The organism is Pedococcus sp. P3_C7, assembly GCF_056402615.1.
Map to the genome: position 1 here is coordinate 21,125 of NZ_JBFUHC010000001.1, position 17,685 is coordinate 38,809.

Annotated in this window: 15 protein-coding genes and 2 pseudogenes; 6 read left to right on the plus strand and 11 right to left on the minus strand. The window is 70.7% G+C overall.

Features of this window, described 5'->3' with window-relative positions; all coding sequences use genetic code 11:
* Positions 1 to 27: 27 nt before the first annotated feature.
* Together AC1DS4_RS00095 and yczR are read right to left on the minus strand one after the other, a co-directional pair.
* The gene (locus AC1DS4_RS00095) at positions 28 to 981 is read right to left on the minus strand and encodes an acyl-CoA thioesterase (RefSeq protein WP_477612425.1); all 954 of its coding nucleotides are present in this window, start codon (positions 979 to 981) and stop codon (positions 28 to 30) included.
* Positions 982 to 1,147: 166 nt separating this feature from the next.
* Positions 1,148 to 2,599, minus strand: coding sequence for a MocR-like transcription factor YczR (yczR, locus tag AC1DS4_RS00100; protein ID WP_477631928.1), 1,452 nt, complete (start codon positions 2,597 to 2,599; stop codon positions 1,148 to 1,150).
* Between the two features lie 182 nt (positions 2,600 to 2,781).
* Here yczR and yczE point away from each other — a divergent pair.
* A pseudogene (yczE, locus tag AC1DS4_RS00105) lies at positions 2,782 to 3,213 on the plus strand (membrane protein YczE); the annotation flags it as partial.
* A 120-nt stretch (positions 3,214 to 3,333) separates the two neighbouring features.
* Here yczE and AC1DS4_RS00110 read toward each other — a convergent pair.
* Positions 3,334 to 5,487 carry a RecQ family ATP-dependent DNA helicase gene (locus AC1DS4_RS00110; protein ID WP_477612427.1) on the minus strand — a complete coding sequence of 718 codons (2,154 nt, stop codon included), beginning with the start codon at positions 5,485 to 5,487 and terminating at the stop codon, positions 3,334 to 3,336.
* Between the two features lie 48 nt (positions 5,488 to 5,535).
* Between AC1DS4_RS00110 and AC1DS4_RS00115 the strand changes: the two genes are divergently transcribed.
* Together AC1DS4_RS00115 and AC1DS4_RS00120 are read left to right on the plus strand one after the other, a co-directional pair.
* Positions 5,536 to 6,069, plus strand: a complete 534-nt coding sequence (locus AC1DS4_RS00115) for an acyl-CoA thioesterase (protein WP_477612428.1) — start codon at positions 5,536 to 5,538, stop codon at positions 6,067 to 6,069.
* On the plus strand, positions 6,069 to 6,728 hold the full coding sequence (locus AC1DS4_RS00120) for a DUF8185 domain-containing protein (RefSeq protein WP_477612429.1): 660 nt from the start codon (positions 6,069 to 6,071) through the stop codon (positions 6,726 to 6,728). The genes AC1DS4_RS00115 and AC1DS4_RS00120 overlap by 1 nt, the downstream gene beginning before the upstream one ends.
* Here the strand turns inward: AC1DS4_RS00120 and AC1DS4_RS00125 are convergent.
* The 3 genes and pseudogenes from AC1DS4_RS00125 to AC1DS4_RS00135 form a co-directional block, all read right to left on the minus strand.
* Positions 6,710 to 7,078 (minus strand): hypothetical protein, encoded by a 369-nt coding sequence (locus AC1DS4_RS00125; protein ID WP_477632298.1) that lies wholly within the window; start codon positions 7,076 to 7,078, stop codon positions 6,710 to 6,712. The genes AC1DS4_RS00120 and AC1DS4_RS00125 overlap by 19 nt on opposite strands.
* A gap of 205 nt (positions 7,079 to 7,283) precedes the next feature.
* A pseudogene (locus tag AC1DS4_RS00130) lies at positions 7,284 to 7,994 on the minus strand (MFS transporter); the annotation flags it as partial.
* Between the two features lie 170 nt (positions 7,995 to 8,164).
* Positions 8,165 to 8,959 carry a glycerophosphodiester phosphodiesterase family protein gene (locus AC1DS4_RS00135; protein ID WP_477612431.1) on the minus strand — a complete coding sequence of 265 codons (795 nt, stop codon included), beginning with the start codon at positions 8,957 to 8,959 and terminating at the stop codon, positions 8,165 to 8,167.
* Positions 8,960 to 9,137: 178 nt separating this feature from the next.
* Between AC1DS4_RS00135 and AC1DS4_RS00140 the strand changes: the two genes are divergently transcribed.
* Complete coding sequence (locus tag AC1DS4_RS00140) at positions 9,138 to 9,839, plus strand: GAF and ANTAR domain-containing protein (protein WP_477631929.1); 702 nt, start codon at positions 9,138 to 9,140, stop codon at positions 9,837 to 9,839.
* 38 nt (positions 9,840 to 9,877) lie between these two features.
* On the opposite strand, the gene AC1DS4_RS00145 is transcribed toward AC1DS4_RS00140, so the two are convergent.
* The 5 genes from AC1DS4_RS00145 to pepN form a co-directional block, all read right to left on the minus strand.
* Positions 9,878 to 10,255: a hypothetical protein gene (locus tag AC1DS4_RS00145; RefSeq protein WP_477631930.1), complete on the minus strand. Its 378-nt coding sequence runs from the start codon at positions 10,253 to 10,255 to the stop codon at positions 9,878 to 9,880.
* 270 nt (positions 10,256 to 10,525) lie between these two features.
* Positions 10,526 to 12,241: a glycoside hydrolase family 13 protein gene (locus AC1DS4_RS00150; RefSeq protein WP_477631931.1), complete on the minus strand. Its 1,716-nt coding sequence runs from the start codon at positions 12,239 to 12,241 to the stop codon at positions 10,526 to 10,528.
* A 234-nt stretch (positions 12,242 to 12,475) separates the two neighbouring features.
* Positions 12,476 to 12,877 (minus strand): globin domain-containing protein, encoded by a 402-nt coding sequence (locus tag AC1DS4_RS00155; RefSeq protein ID WP_477645972.1) that lies wholly within the window; start codon positions 12,875 to 12,877, stop codon positions 12,476 to 12,478.
* On the minus strand, positions 12,874 to 13,809 hold the full coding sequence (locus tag AC1DS4_RS00160) for a mechanosensitive ion channel family protein (RefSeq protein ID WP_477631933.1): 936 nt from the start codon (positions 13,807 to 13,809) through the stop codon (positions 12,874 to 12,876). The genes AC1DS4_RS00155 and AC1DS4_RS00160 overlap by 4 nt, the downstream gene beginning before the upstream one ends.
* Entirely contained in the window at positions 13,802 to 16,351 is a 2,550-nt protein-coding gene (pepN, locus tag AC1DS4_RS00165; protein ID WP_477631934.1) for an aminopeptidase N, read from the minus strand. Before pepN ends, AC1DS4_RS00160 begins: the two co-directional genes overlap by 8 nt.
* Positions 16,352 to 16,582: 231 nt before the next feature.
* On the opposite strand from pepN, the gene AC1DS4_RS00170 reads away from it, so the two are divergent.
* Positions 16,583 to 17,134 carry a mycothiol-dependent nitroreductase Rv2466c family protein gene (locus AC1DS4_RS00170; protein WP_477613402.1) on the plus strand — a complete coding sequence of 184 codons (552 nt, stop codon included), beginning with the start codon at positions 16,583 to 16,585 and terminating at the stop codon, positions 17,132 to 17,134.
* A 10-nt stretch (positions 17,135 to 17,144) separates the two neighbouring features.
* Positions 17,145 to 17,612: a ribose-5-phosphate isomerase gene (locus AC1DS4_RS00175; protein WP_477631935.1), complete on the plus strand. Its 468-nt coding sequence runs from the start codon at positions 17,145 to 17,147 to the stop codon at positions 17,610 to 17,612.
* The last annotated feature ends 73 nt before the right edge of the window (positions 17,613 to 17,685 follow it).

Below are 17,685 nucleotides of genomic sequence, written 5' to 3' on the forward strand. Positions count from 1 at the left end.
CGGGGAGGTCGTGGGCCACCCAACCTCTCAGGACGAGGACTCCTTGACCCGGACCATGCCTTCTTGCGCCACGGTGGCCACGAGGGTGCCGTCGGCCGCGAACATCCGCCCGATGCCCAGACCGCGTCCGCCGGAGGCGGAGGGCGACTCCTGGCTGTAGAGGATCCACTCGTCGGCGTGCACCGGACGGTGGAACCACATGGCGTGGTCGAGGCTCGCCGGTCGCAGGCGCCGGTCGGTCCACGTCAGTCCGTGTCGACGGATGACCGGCTCCAGCAGGGTGTAGTCGGAGGCGTAGGCGAGAACAGCGGCGTGCACCAGTGGGTCGTCGGGCAGCCTGCCCAGGGCCTTCATCCAGACACTCTGGTGGGCCACCTGCTCCGGACCGGGAGCGACGAACAGGTTGTTCTCGACGTGGCGGTGCTCGATGGGGCGCTTGGTGAGGTGACGGGCGCCCGGGTGGTCGATCCCGCCGAACTCGTCGGCCAGGGATCGCAGCTGGTCGGGGCCCGGGACCTCGGGCATCGGGTCCTGGTGGTCCAGTCCGCCGGACTCCTCCTGGAAGGAGGTGATCATCGACAGGATGGGCAGGCCGTCCTGGATCGCGTGCACCCGCCGCGTGGAGAACGAGTTGCCGTCGCGCATCCGCTCGACGGCGAACCGGATCGGCTTGGTGTCGTCGCCCGGGCGCATGAAGTAGCCGTGCAACGAGTGGATCCGCCGCGCCCCGTCGCCGTCGTCGATGTCCTGCATCGTCCGACCGGCGGCCATGACGCACTGCGCGAGCACCTGCCCGCCGAACACCCGGCCGTGCGGCATCCTCTGGCTGCGCCCGAGGAAGACCGTGGCACCTGACTCGCCGAAGTCGGCCCGGTCCCCGACCCCTTCGACGGTGATCCGGGCGGTACCCAGCTCCTCGAGGTCGAGGGTGTCGAGCAGGTCAGCCAGCGGGTCGAAGTCGGGGGAGCTCTCGTCGGTCACGCACCGACCCTAGCGGGGCCGCCCACCCGCTCACTCAGCAGACCGAAGGCCCCTGCTCATGCCGGCGGCGGTGACCGCTCACGCGACGAGCGGTGACCGCTCAGGCAACCAGCGGTGACCGCTCAGGCAACCAGCGGTGACCGCTCACGCGACGAGCGGTGACCGCTCAGGCAACCAGCGGTGACCGGCCGTGACGCGAGGGACGGGCTGACTGGGCGTCCGCCCAGGCCAGTGCGAGGCGTTCGACGGCCTCGTCGACGACCTCGGGCGAGTGCCCGGTGAAAGGCAGTCGGACGAAGCGTTCCATGCCGCCCTCGACGGCGAACTGAGCGCCCGGTGCCAGGACGACGCCGCGCTGGTCGGCCGCAGCACACAGGGGAGTGGACAGTGCATCCGGCAGTTCCACCCACAGGCACAGCCCTCCCTCCGGCATGCGGAAACGCCACTGCGGCAGGCGATTTCGCAGTGCGCCCACGAGCGCGTCCCGACTGCACACAATGGCAGCGCGCCGCTCGGTGATGATCTGCTCACGGTGGGCCAACAGGTCGGTCAGCACCAGCTGTTCGAGAACCGGGGCCCCCAGGTCGAGGGTCAACCTCGCGCTCACCAGGGTCGCCATCAGCTCACGCGGCGCGCGGATCCAGCCGACGCGCAGGCCACCCCAGAAGGACTTGCTCGCGCCGCCCAGCGTGACCGTGCGTGGGTGGTGTGCCGCGAGCGGCCGTGGCATGACCAGGCTGGGGTCGTGGGCCAGGTCGACGAGCGTCTCGTCGACGATGCCGACCGTGTGCGTGCTGGCCAGCGCGCCGGCCAGGTCGGCTCGCTGCGCATCAGGCATGAGGGCGCCGGTGGGGTTGTGGAAGTCGGGGATCAGGTAGGCCGCCCGGGGAGCGGTCTGCCGCAACGCGGCATCGGCCGCATCCACGTCCCAGCCGTCACGATCGAGCGGCAGGGCAACGGGACGTGCGCCCGAGCGACGCAGCGTGTCGATGGCGTTGGGGTAGGTCGGGCTCTCCAACAGCACCCGGTCGCCGGGCGAGAGCAGGGCCCGGGCGGCAACTGCCAGACCGGCCAGCGCTCCGCTGGTCACCATGATCTGGTCGGGGGTGGTTGCCAGCCCCCGCTCCGTGAAGCGGTCGGCCAGGGCTTCACGCAGGCTGGTCAGGCCCAGCGGGTGGTATCCCGTGCCGGCGAGGTAGCGAGGCAGTTCGAGCATGGCGCGCTCGTAGGCCGCCACCGTCCCGCCCGGGGCGCTCATGGAGGCGCAGGTCAGGTCGACGACATCACCGACGAGCTGGTCCGAGGTGGGGTGCAGTGCGGTGCCCTGGCGCCGGCCAGACGTCTCCCCCGGTAGGGCCGCGACGCTCCCGGAGCCCTGGCGGGAGGCCAGGTAGCCGCGGTCGCGCAGCTCGGCATACGCACGGCTGACGGTGGTGCGGCTCACGCCGAGGGCGCTGGTGAGGTCGCGCTCGCTGGGTAGCCGGGTCCCGACCGGGACTCGACCATCGGCGACGAGCAGCCGGACGGCGTCGGCGAGGCCGCGGTAGGCCGGGGTCGTCTCCAGGGCTGCGCCGAGCATGGGGACCAGCCGGGACGCTGAGATGCTTCGTGCCACCATGCAGACCACTTTTGCACAATTGGATATGGAAGAACAGACCAATCAAGTCCAATCTTGGGTGCATGACCCGAACCAGCCTGGCCTCGATGACACCGGTGGAGCAGCTGCGCGCCGGGCGGACCACCCGGCGACTACTCCAGCTCGCCGTCGGCCTGACGCTCTACGGGGTCTCGATGGGCATGATGGTCCGGTCAGGGCTGGGGCTCGACCCGTGGGACGTCTTCCACTACGGGATCGCCCAGCACCTGCCCGTCAGCTTCGGCACCGTGACGATCATCGTGGGCGTGGCCGTGTTGCTGTTGTGGATCCCGCTTCGCCAGTGGCCGGGCCTCGGCACGGTGGCCAACGTCATCGTGATCGGCCTGGCGACCGACGCCACGCTCGCTCTGCTCGATGCGCCTCGCGCCATGCCTGTCCGGGTGGCGCTGCTGCTCGGGGGGATCGTGTCCAACGGCCTGGCGGGCGCGCTGTACATCGGCAGCCAGTTCGGTCCCGGCCCGCGGGACGGCCTGATGACGGGCTTGGTGCGACGCACCGGACGCAGTTTCAGGTTGGTGCGCACCAGCATCGAGGTCACCGTGCTGGTCGTGGGCTGGCTCATGGGCGGTGTCGTCGGCCTCGGCACGATCCTGTATGCCGTGTTGATCGGACCCGTGGTGCAGGTGTTCCTGCCGATCTTCACCGTGCCGTTGGACTCGCCGCGCACCGGCCGGCTGCCGGGTGGCAGCGCCGGCTCAGGCGTCGAGGGCCAGAACGAAGGGCAGCACGCCAGCGGCGCCGGCGCGACGCAGGGCGGCAGCGGCGACGGTGAGGGTCCAGCGCGAGTTGGCGACGTCGTCGACGAGCAGGACGGGGCCGTCGAGCCCGCGCAGCGCTGACGCCTGCTCGGGGCCGACCTCCAGACGGCCCCAGACACCGGCGAGCCGGAACGCGCTGTTGCCACCCGCTTCGCCGACCGGACCACCGTCCACCGGGTCGAGGGCGCCGAGCCACTGCATGCGGCCCAGCTCGGCGATGCCCCTGGCCAGCGACTCCACGAGCTGTGGCCTGGTGCGTGAGGGCACCATGGCGACGGCCACGGGACGCTGTGTCCACCCCCAGTCGCGCAGGATCGGCACGCAGGCACGCAAGAGCTCGGGCGGCACCTCGGCATCGGGGGCCCTCAGCAGGCTGCGCAGCTGCTGTCCCCAGCCGAGGTCGGTCAGCCGCGCCACCGCGCGCCCGGTCTCCATGGCCTCGTCGGCCTTGATCTTGCCGCGGACGGGCACGCCGAGACGGTCCATTCCCGACGGCCACTGGGCGCGGGACTCCAGCTCCACGCCTGCACGCTCCAGCCGCCCACGGGCGGTCGTGACCGCAGTCTGCGGGATGTCGGTCGGGAACCAGACCCCGGCACACGAGTCGCAGCGGCCGCAGCTCGCAGCGGAGTCGTCGTCCAGCGACTCCTGGAGGAAGGCCATCCGGCACTCCGCTGTCTGCTCGTAGGTCACCATCAGGTCCTGCTCCCGGACACGAGCGGCGGTGACTCGCTGATAGCGCTCGGCGTCGTAGCTCCACGGCTGACCGGTCGAGGTCCACCCGCCGGGCACCCGCTGGACCGCGCCGTCGACGTCGAGCACCTTGAGCAGCAGCTCGAGCCGGGTGCGACGGATGTCGACGATCGACTCGAGGGCCACGGTCGACAGCGCCTTGCTCGACTCGGCCAAGGCAGTCAGCACCGCGTCGGCCTGCTCCTGGCGGGGCATCGAGGCCGAGGCGAAGTAGGCCCAGATGTCCTTGTCCTCCGGGCCCGGCAGCAGCAGGACGTCGGCACGCTCGGTCGCGCGGCCGGCACGACCGACCTGCTGGTAGTAGGCCACCGGTGACGACGGCGCACCGAGGTGGAGCACGAACCCGAGGTCCGGCTTGTCGAAGCCCATGCCCAGTGCGGACGTCGCGACGAGCGCCTTGACCTGGTTGTCGCGCAGGCTCGCCTCGAGCCGCTCGCGGTCGGCCGGGTCGGTGCGCCCGGTGTAGGCGCGAACCTCGTGGCCGGCCTCGCGCAGCGCCACGGCGATGTCCTCGGCGGCCGAGACGGTCAGGGTGTAGACGATCCCGCTGCCGGGCAGAGAGTCGAGGTGGGCCAGGAGCCAGGCGAGTCTCTGCTCGGGAGAGGTCAGCGCCATGACACCGAGCCGCAGCGAGTCGCGGGCGAGCCCGCCCCGCAGCGTCAGCACGTCGTGGCCGCCTGCCCCGAGTTGCTCGACGACGTCGGTGACGACGCGGGCGTTGGCGGTGGCCGTCGTGGCGAGCACGGGGGTGTCGGCCGGGAGGGTGGTGAGCAGGTCGCGGATGCGGCGGTAGTCGGGACGGAAGTCGTGGCCCCAGTCGGAGACGCAGTGTGCCTCGTCGACGACGAGCAGGCCACAGCGGCGGGCGAGGTCGGGCAGCTGCTCGTCGCGGAACCGCGGGTTGTTGAGTCGCTCGGGGCTGACCAGGAGGACGTCCACCTCGTCGGCCGCGAGGGCCGCGGAGACCTGCCCCCACTCCTCGGCGTTGGCAGAGTTCATGGTGACCGCACGGATCCCCGCCCGGCCGGCCGCCGCGACCTGGTCACGCATCAGCGCGAGCAGGGGCGAGACGATCACGGTCGGGCCGGCACCGGCGGCCCGACGCAGGGCCGTGGAGACGAAGTAGACCGCCGACTTGCCCCAGCCCGTCCGCTGCACGACGAGCACGCGCCTCCGACCGCCCACCAGCGCCTCGACCGCGTCGAGCTGGCCGTCGCGGAACTGCGCGTCGTCGCGCCCCACCAGCCGGCGCAGGACGCTCGTGGCGGAGTCCCGCAGGTCGGCGCCCGGGTCCTCGCCGAGCTCAGCGCGCCGGTCGAGGTCTGCAGTGGTCTCCATGGCGACCACCGTATGCCGCGGACCTGACACCCCTGCGAGGATGTCCACATGGCCCCCGACCACGACACCCACCAGGGCACGCAGCAGGCCACCGACGACGCGCCGGCACAGACCATCGCCCGGGCATCGCGCTACCGGGTCAACGTGCCGTTGCGCTGGAGCGACATGGACGCCTACGGCCACGTCAACAACGTGCAGTTCCTCCGGTTGCTCGAGGACGCCCGCGTGATCGGCTTCGAGGACTGGTTCGGGCAGGACCGCTCGGTGCTCGACGAGGGCATCCTCGTGGCCCGTCACGAGATCGAGTACCTCGCACCGCTCCTCTTCCGCGTGCCCCCGATCGTCGTCGAGATGTGGGCCACCAAGATCGGCGGTGCCGGTTTCGACCTGGCCTACGAGGTGCGCGACGGCCGCGCCGCGACCGAGGGTGGGGACGGCGACATCATCTATGCGCGCGCCGAGACCACCCTCGTCCTCTATGACTTCACGACGAGCACGCCGCGGAGGATGGACCAGACCCTGCGCGCCATGCTCGAGGAGCACTCGGGCAGCCCCGTCCCGTTCCGCTGGCGACGACGCTGATGGAGCTGACCTTCCCGGACCTCCAGGGGATCGACGACCTGCGCACCTATGTCGCGCGCGCCAAGACGGCCGACGAAGACGGTGCGATCCGACTGCAGGCCCAGGGCCAGACCCTCGCTGCCTACGTCGGCGTGCTGCCGGGCAGCGGCCTGATGGCCGAGGGTGTGGTGATCGGTCTGAGGGCCATGCCGCTGGCCGCGCCCGCCGACGTCGACGTCACCGTCGCCCTCAGTGCGATCAGTGACCGGCTGGCACGGGGATCCGGCACGACGCTGCCCCTCCCGCCCATGACGGTCAACGTCGCCTGGGCGGCGATGGCGCCACCGCGTGGCGGCTGGGAGCGCGTGGGTGCCCTCACCGCCGACGAGGTGTATGCCGTGGCGCGCCACGGCATAGAGGAGGTCGCCTCCGGTGCGCCCGCCGACGCGGGTGGAGCAGCGGTGACAGCCCTCCGCAAGCAGGTGTGGGGCCGGCTCACGAGCACGACGCCGCCGGTGCCCGCAGGTGGTGCGTTCGCGGCATACGTGCTGGGCTTCGTCGCGCCGAGCCAGGGTCCGGTGCCAGCTCATGCCGCGGCGCCGGACTCAGAGGTGACGGTGTGGGCGCAGGGCCGCTGGACGCGGCTGTCCACGCCCGCAGGTCACGTCCTGATCCGCTGACCGGCCACCGCCACGAGGCTCGCGACGACGCTGAGCCCCAGCCACATCGTCACGAACACCGGTACGTCCTTGCCGGCGGCCGTGTGGCGGGCCGCGAACACCGCGCCGGCCGCAGCGATGCCGAGCACAGAGCCGAGGACGTCGGCGAGCTGGAGCGACGAGGAGGTCGAGCCGTGTTCGGACGCCGGTGTCAGCGTGAGGGAGAGCACGGACAGGCTCGCGGTGCCCAGGCCCATCCCGAGTCCGCACGCGACCAGGGCCAGGGCGACCAACCACGGGTGCCAGTCGAACTGGGTGACGGCCACGACTCCGAGCAGTCCCACGGTCAGCAGCAGCCCTCCGGCGACCACGAGCTCGTGGCGGCGCCCGGCCCAGCGGTCGCGGCCCTGGACCCACGACCCTGCGGACCAGCCGAGTGAGCCGACGGCGAGGATCGTGCCGGCAGTGGCGAGGGTCTGCCCGCGTTCGTTGACCGAGCATCAGCGGGATGTAGGTGATGGTGCCGAAGAACGAGCAGGTGAGGAGGAACCGGGCCAGCATCACCGACGGCAGTCCTCGACGCATCAGCCAGGTCCCCCCGGGGAGCAGCAGCGGCGCGATGCCGGCGATGCCGAGGACGCCGACCAGAGCGACCACGGTCTTGGGCGACCAGCTGAGGTCGAGGTCGTGAGTGCCCCATTGCAGCGCCCCTGCGGAGGCCGCTATCAGCACCCCGAGCCAGGCTGCCCGCGCATGCTCTCGCCGGTCGCGGCTGGAGCCGTCGATCCCCTCGCTGGCGCTGGCGATCTGCCCTCGGCGGGCGAAGACCATGACGAGGGCCACGACGACCGGGAGCACCACGAGCCAGAACACCCAGCGCCACGACCACGTGGTGGTGACCCACGCAGAGATCGGCGGACCGAGCAGCGAGGGGAGGACCCACGCGGCCGAGATGACGCTGAACACCTTGGGGCGCAACGACTCCGGATAGGCGCGCCCGATGACGACGTAGCCCGCGACGATGATGAGGCCGGCGCCGAGGCCTGCCACACCGCGTCCGGCGAGGAACGGTCCGAAGGCCTGTGAGCCGCCGCAGAGGGCGCACCCGGCGGCGAAGAGCACCTGTCCGGCAAAGAGGGACGGCAGCGGCCCGGAGCGGTCGCACCACACCCCGGCGAGGACGATGCCCAGCAGCTGGGTCGTCAGCATCACCGAGAACGCGAGTCCGTAGGACCGGACGGCGTCCAGCTCGCGGGCCGCGTCCGGCATGGCGGTCGAGACCGCCATGCCCTCGAACGCGATGACGGTGATCAGGGCAAGGAGCGAGATGGACAGCAGCAGGTAGCGCGGGTGGAACACCCCCACTCGGGCCTCGCCCTGGTCCGACCCCGGGCCAACGCCCCTGGTGTCACCCCCACTTGCGAGCTCTCCGTGCGACGGGTGCGGAGTCGGGCTGGTCACCGGCTCAACGGTACGCCGCGCTCGGCGAGCACCTCGGCAAGGGTGTCGATGCGGTCGGACACGATCCCGTCGACACCGAGGTCGAACAACCGGTGCATCTCCGTCGCGTCGTCGATGGTCCAGACGTGCACGTGCTTGCCCATCGCGTGGACACGTTCGACCAGAGCGGGGGTCACCAGGTCGAGTCGGCGACCACCGACCACGTGCCCCGTGGGGATCTGAAGGACGGCGGCGGGGGAGCGCAGCCAGCCCGCGATCCGCTGCGGGGCCAGGCGGAGGGCGGCGACCTCGGCCGGCCCCGTCGCCGTCGCGAGCCCGGGCCCGAGCAGTCGACGCACGGCTCGCAGCCGACGGTCGGAGAAGGAGCCCACACACACCCGGTCGATCGCGCCGTGGGCGTGGATCACCTCGGCGAGGGGCTCAATGGCGCCCGGGGCCTTGACGTCGATGTTGAGGCGGGCGGAGGGGAACTCCTCCAGCAGGTCGGTCAGCAGCGGGATCGTCTCGGTCCCGTTGATCCGTGCGGACTGCACTGCTGCGTAAGGAAGTTCGGCGATCCGGCCGTGCCGATCCGTGACCCGGTCGAGCCGCAGGTCGTGGAATGCCAGCAGCACGCCGTCGGCCGTCGCGTGGACGTCGGTCTCGAGGTAGCGGTAGCCCATTCGCACGGCCTCGCGGAAGGCCGCCATGGTGTTCTCGAGGTGCAGGTTCGCCGGGAGCTTGGCGCCACCGCGGTGGGCCAGTCCGATGGGCGTCGGTGCGTCGAAGAAGGCAAAGTCCGCTGCTCTCACCGGTCCATTCTTCCCGGACGTGGTGATCGTCGTGGTGCCGGATGCCACCCTCGCCCCCCGTCGGGGTGAATGTGGCCCGCGGAATTGCCCACCGCGTTCACCCACATGCCTCTGACCTGCAGGAATACACTTGCTGTCAGCCAGTGCTGACGGGGCACGGCGGAGGGGGGATTTGACCATGCACGACCAGCTCGACCTCCTACGGACGCTCTCCGCCTTCACTGCAGACCTCGTCAGCGAGTACGACATGGAGGACATGCTCCAGAACCTCGCCGAGCGGGTCACCGAGGTCCTGGGGCTGGCTGGCAGCGGCGTCTCCCTCGACGTCGACGGGCGGTTGTCCTTCGTGTCGGCCGTGACCGGTCCCGTAGCGAAGCTCGAGCGCCTGCAGGAGTCGCTCCAGCGGGGGCCCTGCGTCGACTCCTGCTACTCGGGGGTCGTGGTCGCGATGGGTGACGTCAGGGACGCGGAGGACCGCTGGGGCGACTATGCCCAGGTCGCCCTCGGCCTGGGGGTCCAGGCCGTGGCAGGGATCCCGATGACGTTGAAGGGCAAGGGAATCGGTGCCCTGAATCTCTACGCGGCCGATGTACGTGACTGGTCCGTCGAGGATCTCGCCGCGGCCCAGGCGATGGCTGACATGGCCACGGCCTACCTCGCCAACGCGTCGCGGCTGCAGCAGCAGGTGGACCTGTCGGAACAGCTCTCCCGCGCCTTGACCTCGCGGGTCGTGCTGGAGCAGGCCAAGGGCGTGCTCGCCGAGGCGGCGCATGTCAGCGTGGACGAGGCGTTCCAGCGGATCCGCGTCTGGGCGCGCAACCACAACACCCCGCTGCACACCGTGGCGGCGCAGGTGGTCGAGGACGGCCTGAGGCCCTGACCCGAGCGAGCCCCGGCGGTTCTGGTCCGCGGGGCTGATTAGTTGTTGGAGCTGCCGGGCGTCATGACCAGGCCCGGCAGGTCGCCGCGCCGCCAGGCGGTCCGCCGGGACCTCAGCTCCGCGACCAGCGCGCGCTCCCGCGCGATCCAGGGCTGTCGCGCCGGGTTCACCACGAGTCGCCCGTTTCGGGGCACGAACGGCTCCAGGTTGCGCAGCACGTCCTCCGCCTCCGTCAGCTGGGCGACGAGCGCCCGCACCGTCTCGGACGGCAGGTGGCGGGCCGGCGGTATCGGGGCGGGCGAGCGCTGGGGCTCGGTCCGTGCGGTGTGGGACTCAGCCCGGGAGTCGGTCGGGGACTCGGACTCGGAGTCGGCCTGGGACTCGGCCTGGGTGTGGTTCTCGAGCTGCTGCGTCACGGCTACCTCCGCATGGCGTGCCTACAGGGCACTGCCGTGCGGTCCAGAGCAGTCATGGTCTCGTCGTCCCCCGCCCCGGGCGACGACCCCCCGATCATAGGCTGACCTGCGCGGCTGCGCACCCTTTGGGGACAAAAAACCGCAATTGGGACAGCACTGCACCATCACCATCACCACCAGCACCAGCACCAGCACCAGCACCAGAACCGGGACGCGGAGGAGGGGTATGCCGCGTGGTGACCACGCGGCATACCCTCCTGGAGCGTGCTGCTAGAGCGCCGCCCAGACCGTGGTGTCCGTGGGCACCAGGCCGTCGTCGGTGAGGGGACCCGAGGCCACGAGGACCGACGCGCCGTCGGGGAGGGCTACTGGTTCGGTGCCGAGGTTGGCCACCACGAGGGTGTCCTCACCCTGACCGGTGTTGACGAGGGCGACCACGTCGTCGTCGAAACCCTCGGCGAAGACCAGTCCGCCGGTGCCGAGGTCGCGCTCCCGGCGGGTCCGCAGCAGTGACCTGTAGAGCTCGAGGGTCGAGCCCTCGACGCCGTCCTGCTGGTCCACGGCGTACTCGCCGTAGATCTCCGGCTGCGGCAGCCACGTCTGGTCGGAGGGCCCGAAGCCGAAGGACGGAGCGTCCTTCACCCAGGGGATCGGCACGCGGCATCCGTCGCGACCCAGCTCCTTGCCGGCGGAGCGCAGGTAGGTCGGGTCCTGCCGGGACGCACCGGGCATGTCGGTCGAGTCGGGCAGGCCGAGCTCCTCGGCCTGGTAGAGGTAGGCGCCGCCGGGCAGCGCCAGCATCAGCTGCGTGGCCGCACGGGCGCGCTTCAGGCCGAGCGCCCGGTCGGGCTGCGGATCCTCGGCGCCGATGCCGTTCGGACGCCGCTGGCCGACGGGCAGGCCGAGCCGCGAGGCGTGCCGCACCACGTCGTGGTTGGACAGCACCCAGGTGCTGGGCGCACCGACGGAATCGGCTGCTGCGAGGGAGGACTCGATGACTTCACGCAGGTCCGCGGCGCGCCACTGGGACTGCAGGAAGTCGAAGTTGAACGCCTGGTGCATCTCGTCCGGGCGGACGTAGCGCACCGCGCGCTCCTGCGGTCGGACCCAGGCCTCGGCGACGAGGATGCGGTCGGGCTCGCCGTACTCGGCCAGCACCTTGTGCCATCGACGGTAGACGTCGTGGACCGCGTCCTGGTCCCACATGGGCGGCATCGGGGCGCCGGGCTTCACCTCGCCGTCGAGGATGTGCAGCTCGGCGTCGTAGTTGGGCAGGCCCTTCTCCTTGATGAGGCCGTGCGCCACGTCGACCCGGAAGCCGTCGATGCCACGGTCGAGCCAGAAGCGCAGGATCGACTCGAACTCGTCGCCGATCTCGGGGTTGTCCCAGTTGAGGTCGGGCTGCTTGACGTCGAACAGGTGGAGGTACCACTGGCCGGGCTGGCCGTCGGCCTCGGTGATGCGGGTCCAGCCGTCGCCACCGAAGACGGAGTGCCAGTCGTTCGGGGGAGTGCTGCCGTCGGCGCCCAGTCCGTCGCGGAAGATGTAGCGGTCGCGCTCGGGGCTGCCCGGACCCGCGGCGAGGGCGGCCTTGAACCACTCGTGCTCGTCGGACGTGTGGTTGGGCACGAGGTCGACGATCACCTTGAGGCCGAGCTCGTGGGCCTTCGCGACCATGGCGTCGGAGTCCGCGAGGGTGCCGAACAAGCCGTCGATGTCGCGATAGTCGGCCACGTCGTAGCCGGCGTCGGCCTGGGGTGACTTGTAGAAGGGGCTGAACCAGACCGCATCGACGCCGAGCGCCTTGAGGTAGTCGAGCCGGGCGGTCACGCCGGGCAGGTCGCCGATGCCGTCGCCGTCGGCGTCGGCCCAGGACCGCGGGTAGATCTGGTAGATCACGGCATGGCGCCACCAGGCCGCGTCGGCCGAGGCAGCGGGGTGGATGGGTGCGGGTCGGGTGGATTCAGAGGAGAGGGTCGTCGTCACGGTCAACCATGCTGACGCATAGAACGCGTTCGGGGAAACCAGCCCTCCACCGTCTTGCACTGCGAAACCGACGTTGTCGACGACTGCGCGAAGACGACCGGCGCCATGCCGCCGCCGAAGGCCAGGGCGCTGACCGCCATCGAGAACGTGACCTCGACTCGTCCGGTTTGCCGTGGCCTCGGGGCGGGGCGACTTGTTGCGCGGCTCTGGTCACGGGCGGTCTGAATCGGCGCCTCATGACGACGTGCGAGCAACAGGTCGCGGGGAGTGATCAGCCGGTATGCCGCGGGGCGGGGCCMCGCGGCCTACCTCGACGGCTGCCATCATGTGGAGCAGCCAGCGGTCACGCTGCGCGGGGGTCACCTCGAAGGGGTGGTGGCGCATGCGCAGCCGCGGGTGGCCACGCTGCTCGGAGTAGGTGCCCGGTCCGCCCCAGTACTGCTCGAGGAACATGCGGAGCCGCTCCTCCGCGGGGCCGAGGTCGACCTCGGGATAGAGCGCCCGCAGCGGTTCGTCCTGCGCCACGCCGCGGTAGAACTCGTGGACCAGCTTGCGAAAGGTCTCGTGACCGCCGACCTGGTCGTAGAAGCTGCCGGACTGGTCGCCTCCGGGCGTCTGGGGGAGCTGGGTGCTCACGGTGTGCCGCCTGCCGGACCGAACGGCGTCATGACCGGCGCCGTGACGCCGTTCGCGTCGAAGGCCTCCTTGACCCGCTCACGGATCTCACGCGAGACGCCGTACTGCTCCTCGGGTGCGGTCTTGGCGATCACGCGGATCGTGACGACCGACCCGGTGATGGACTCGACACCCACCACCTGTGGTTCGTCGAGGAGCTTGTCCTGCCAGTCGGGGTTCTGGTCGAGGTCGTGCACCACGGTGCGGATGAGGGGGATCACCTTGTCGAGGTTCTCGGAGTACGCCACGGGGATGTCCACGAGCGCTGTCGACCAGCCCTGGCTCTTGTTCCCGATGCGGATGATCTCGCCGTTGCGGATGTACCAGACCACGCCCGAACCGTCGCGCAGCCGGGTGACCCGCAGGCTGACCTCCTCGACCGTGCCGGTGGCCTCGCCGGTGTCGATGACGTCTCCGACGCCGTACTGGTCCTCGAGGATCATGAAGATCCCTGACAGGAAGTCCTTCACCAGGCTCTGGGCGCCGAAACCGAGCGCCACCCCGCCGACGCCGGCCGTGGCGAGCACTGGTCCGAGCTGGATGCCGACCGTGGTCATGATCGTGAGGATCGTGATCAGGACGACGACGAAGGTGACCATGCTTCGCAGCAGCGAACCCATCGTCAGGGTGCGCTGACGGTGCCGCTCGTGGGCCGCCCCGGTGGCGTGGGCCAGGACGCGGCTGGCGCGAGTGGTGTCGCGGCTGCGCCGCGCGTCGGACTTCGCGATGGTCGCGGCGACCACCCGACCGATGGACCGCAGCGCCAGCCATCGCAGGATGACGGCCGCGAGCACGGTGATGACGATGTTCAACGGCTTGCCGGTGAACCAGTCCCAGACTTCGTGGGGGGTGACCTCGCTGAGTGCCTTGAGGAATGCGACTGCCTCAGGCATCGGCATCCCGCTGCTGGGCGCGAAGGGCGCGGGCGATCGGGTCGCGGTTCTCGACCACCAGGCGACGCAGGGCCGCGGGGGCATCCTGGTGACCGGTCAGCCACGCCTCCGTCGCCTCGTGGAGGCGCGCATCGGCGAGCGCCATCGGGTAGAAACCGCGGACGAGGATCTCGACGATCGCGTGCGACGTCTTGGTCTCGACGGTGTCGAGCATCGCGACGTACTTCTCGACGTAGGGCTCCAGCAGACGGGTGTCGTGGACGTTGCCGAAGCCGGCGGCCACGGCCTCGAGCACCGAGTTGGGCAGGCCGTCCTCCTCGACGCCGCGATGCCAGGCAGTTGCCTTGGCCTCGGCGGTGGGAAGGGCGGCGCGCGCCTGCTCGGCGCGCTCGCGACCGGTGGCGGTGTTGTCGCGCTGCAGCTCGGCGTCGATGTCGTCGGTCGTGGCCTCACCGCAGGCGGCGAGCGAGGTGAGCAGCGCCCACCGCATGTCGGTGTCGACCGCGAGCCCGTCCAGGACCTGCGTGCCGTCGACCAGACCGCGCAGGTATGCCGCGTCGTCACCACCGCCCTGGTGCGCGGCATACGCGCCCACCAGCTGGAGCTGGGCGTCGCTGCCGGGCGCGGCCGACAGGGCCAGCTCGCGCAGGGCCGCCGCCGCCGCGGCGAGCGTCGGCTTCCTGTGCTCGGGCGCGACGTAGAGGCGCAGGGTAGTCGACAGCTGGCCGAGCAGGGTCCGCAGCAGTGTCGAGTCCGACTCGCCGGGCAGGGAGGCCAGCACGAGGGAGACGAAGTCGCGGGCGCCCATCTCTGCGTCGCGGGTCATGTCCCATGCGGCACCGAGCACCAGGGCGCGGGGCAGGCTGTCGGTGAACCCACGGGGGTGCGCCAGGGCAGTCGCGAGGGAGCGAGGGTCGAGGCGGATCTTGGCGTAGGCCAGGTCGTCGTCGTTGACGAGCAGCAGGTCGGGCGCGGGACGACCGATCAGCTCGGGCAGGCCGGTCGACTCTCCGTCCACATCGAGCTCCAGTCGGTCGGTGCGCACGAGCGCGTCACCTTCGACAGAGTAGAGGCCGACCGCGAGACGGTGCGGGCGCAGCGTCGGGTAGTCCGGCGCGTGGGTCTGGGCGATCGCGGCAGAAGAGATCAGGCCCTGGTCGTCGGTCTCGATCTCGGGGCGAAGCGTGTTGACGCCGGCGGTCTCGAGCCACAGCTTGGACCACGTGCCAAGGTCGCGACCCGAGGTCTGCTCGAGCTCGTGCAGCAGGTCGGCGAGGGTGGTGTTGCCCCAGGCGTGCTTGGCGAAGTACGCGCGCAGACCGGCGGTGAACGGCTCACGCCCGACGTAGGCGACGAGCTGCTTGAGGACCGAGGCGCCCTTGGCGTAGGTGATGCCGTCGAAGTTGACCTCGACGTCCTCGAGGTCGTGGATCGGGGCCACGATCGGGTGGGTGGAGGACAGCTGGTCCTGGCGGTAGGCCCAGGCCTTCTCGGAGGTGCCGAACGTCGTCCAGGCGCTTGCCCACTGGGTGACCTCGGCCTGGCAGGTGGTCGACGCCCACTCGGCGAAGGACTCGTTGAGCCACAGGTCGTTCCACCACTTCATCGTGACGAGGTTGCCGAACCACATGTGGGCGAGCTCGTGGAGGATCGTCAGCGCCCGGCGCTCGACGATCGCCTCGGTGACCTTGGAGCGGAAGACGTAGACCTCGCTGATGGTCACGGCCCCGGCGTTCTCCATCGCACCCATGTTGTACTCGGGCGTGAAGAGCTGGTCGTATTTCTCGAACGGGTACTCGCAGTCGAACTCGTCCTCGAAGAAGGCGAAGCCCCGCTTGGTGCAGTCGAAGATGTTGTCGGCGTCCAGGTGCTCCAGCAGCGACTGGCGGCAGAAGATACCGAGCGGCACGGTGCCGCGCCGCGTCTCGACCTCGTCGCGAACCACGGCGTACGGCCCGGCGATCAGGGCGGTGATGTAGCAGGACATCCGAGGCGTCGTGCCGAACGCCCAGGTGGCCGCACCCTCGCCGGCCGGGGTCGGTTCGGGAGTGGGGGAGTTGGACACCACCTGCCAGTGGTCCGGCGCCGTGACGGTGAACCCGAAGGTCGCCTTCAGGTCGGGCTGCTCGAAGACGGCAAACATCCGCCGGCAGTCGGCCACCTCGAACTGGGAGTAGAGGTAGACCTCGCCGTCGACCGGGTCGGTGAAGCGGTGCAGCCCCTCGCCGGTGTTCATGTATGCCGCGGTGGCGTCGACTGTGAGCGTGTTGCGCTCCGCCGTGGTCGGCAGCTGGACGCGAAGCCCGTCGAAGTGCGTAGCGGGGTCGAGCGCCTCACCGTTGAGGGTGATCGCCTCGACCGACGGTGCGATGAGGTCGACGAAGGTCGCTGCCCCGGCCTCGGAGCTCGTGAACGTCACGGTGGTCGTGCTGCGGAACGTGGTGTCCGAGGTCGTGAGGTCGAGGACGACGTCGTAGTGGTCGACGGCGATGACGGCGGCGCGGGCGGTGGCCTCGTCGCGGGTCAGGTTCTTGCCAGGCAACGGTGCTCCTGCGGAGGTTCGGGGTGTGTTCGAAGTGCTCGGCGGCCATCCTCGCACGGCCGGGACGGCGCGGGACCACCGCTTGCGCGGCCGTCGGGGGCCAATGGCAGGATTGCGGGCGTGACCGTAGCCGAGACTGCCGAGACTGCCGAGAACGCCGACACCGCCGAGAACGCCGACACCCTGACGTCTGCCGAGTTCTGGTTCGACCCGTTGTGCCCGTGGGCGTGGATGACCTCTCGCTGGGGCATGGAGGTCGAGCGGGTCCGCCCCGTCGACATCACCTGGTCGGTGATGAGCCTGTCCGTGCTCAACGAGGACCGAGACCTGCCCGACGGCTACCGCGAGATGATGGACCGCGGCTGGGGCCCGGTGCGCGTGATCATCGCCGCGGCCCGCGAGCACGGTGACAAGGTCATCAAGCCGCTGTACGACGCCATGGGCACCCGGATCCACCTGGAGGGCGAGCGCGACTACGCGAAGGTGATCGTCCCGGCACTCGAAGAGGTGGGCCTGCCGCCCGAGCTCGCTGACTTCGCCGACAGCGACCTCGTCGACGACGAGCTGCGCGCCAGCCACCAGCGCGCCATCGACCTGGTGGGCGACGAGGTCGGCACCCCGGTGATCGCGGTCGACGGCCAGGCCTTCTTCGGCCCTGTCGTGAGCCCGGCGCCCAAGGGTGAGGACGCCGGACGCCTCTGGGACGGTTGCGTCCTGGTCGCCTCGACTCCCGGGTTCTTCGAGCTCAAGCGGTCCCGCAACGTCGGCCCCATCTTCGACTGAGGAGCACACCATGCGCGTACACATCGGCGGCGACCACGCGGCATACGACCTGCTCGGCGAGCTGGTCACCTTCCTCGAGGCCGAGGGTCACGAGGTGACCAACCACGGGCCCCACGTCCTGGACGCCGAGGACGACTACCCCGTCTTCGTGCTCCGGGCTGCGGAGGCCGTCGCGGCCGACCCCGAGTCGCTCGGTGTCGTGCTCGGAGGCTCCGGAAACGGTGAGCAGATGGCCGCCAACAAGGTGAAGGGCATCCGTGCGGCCCTGTGCTACAACGCCGAGCTTGCCACCCTCGCCCGTGAGCACAACAACGCCCAGGTCATCTCGATCGGCGGTCGGATGAACACGGTCGAGGAGGCCAAGGCGATGGTCGCTGCCTTCCTCGCCACCCCGTTCTCCGGCGCTCCACGGCACCAACGGCGGATCGACATGGTCAGCGCCTACGAGCACGACGGCACGCTGCCCCCGCAGCCCTGATCTGCGTGGATGATGCGCGCGGTGGGGTGAGCTCCGACTACTGTTGACGGACGGGCTGGAACAGGGGCCGGCC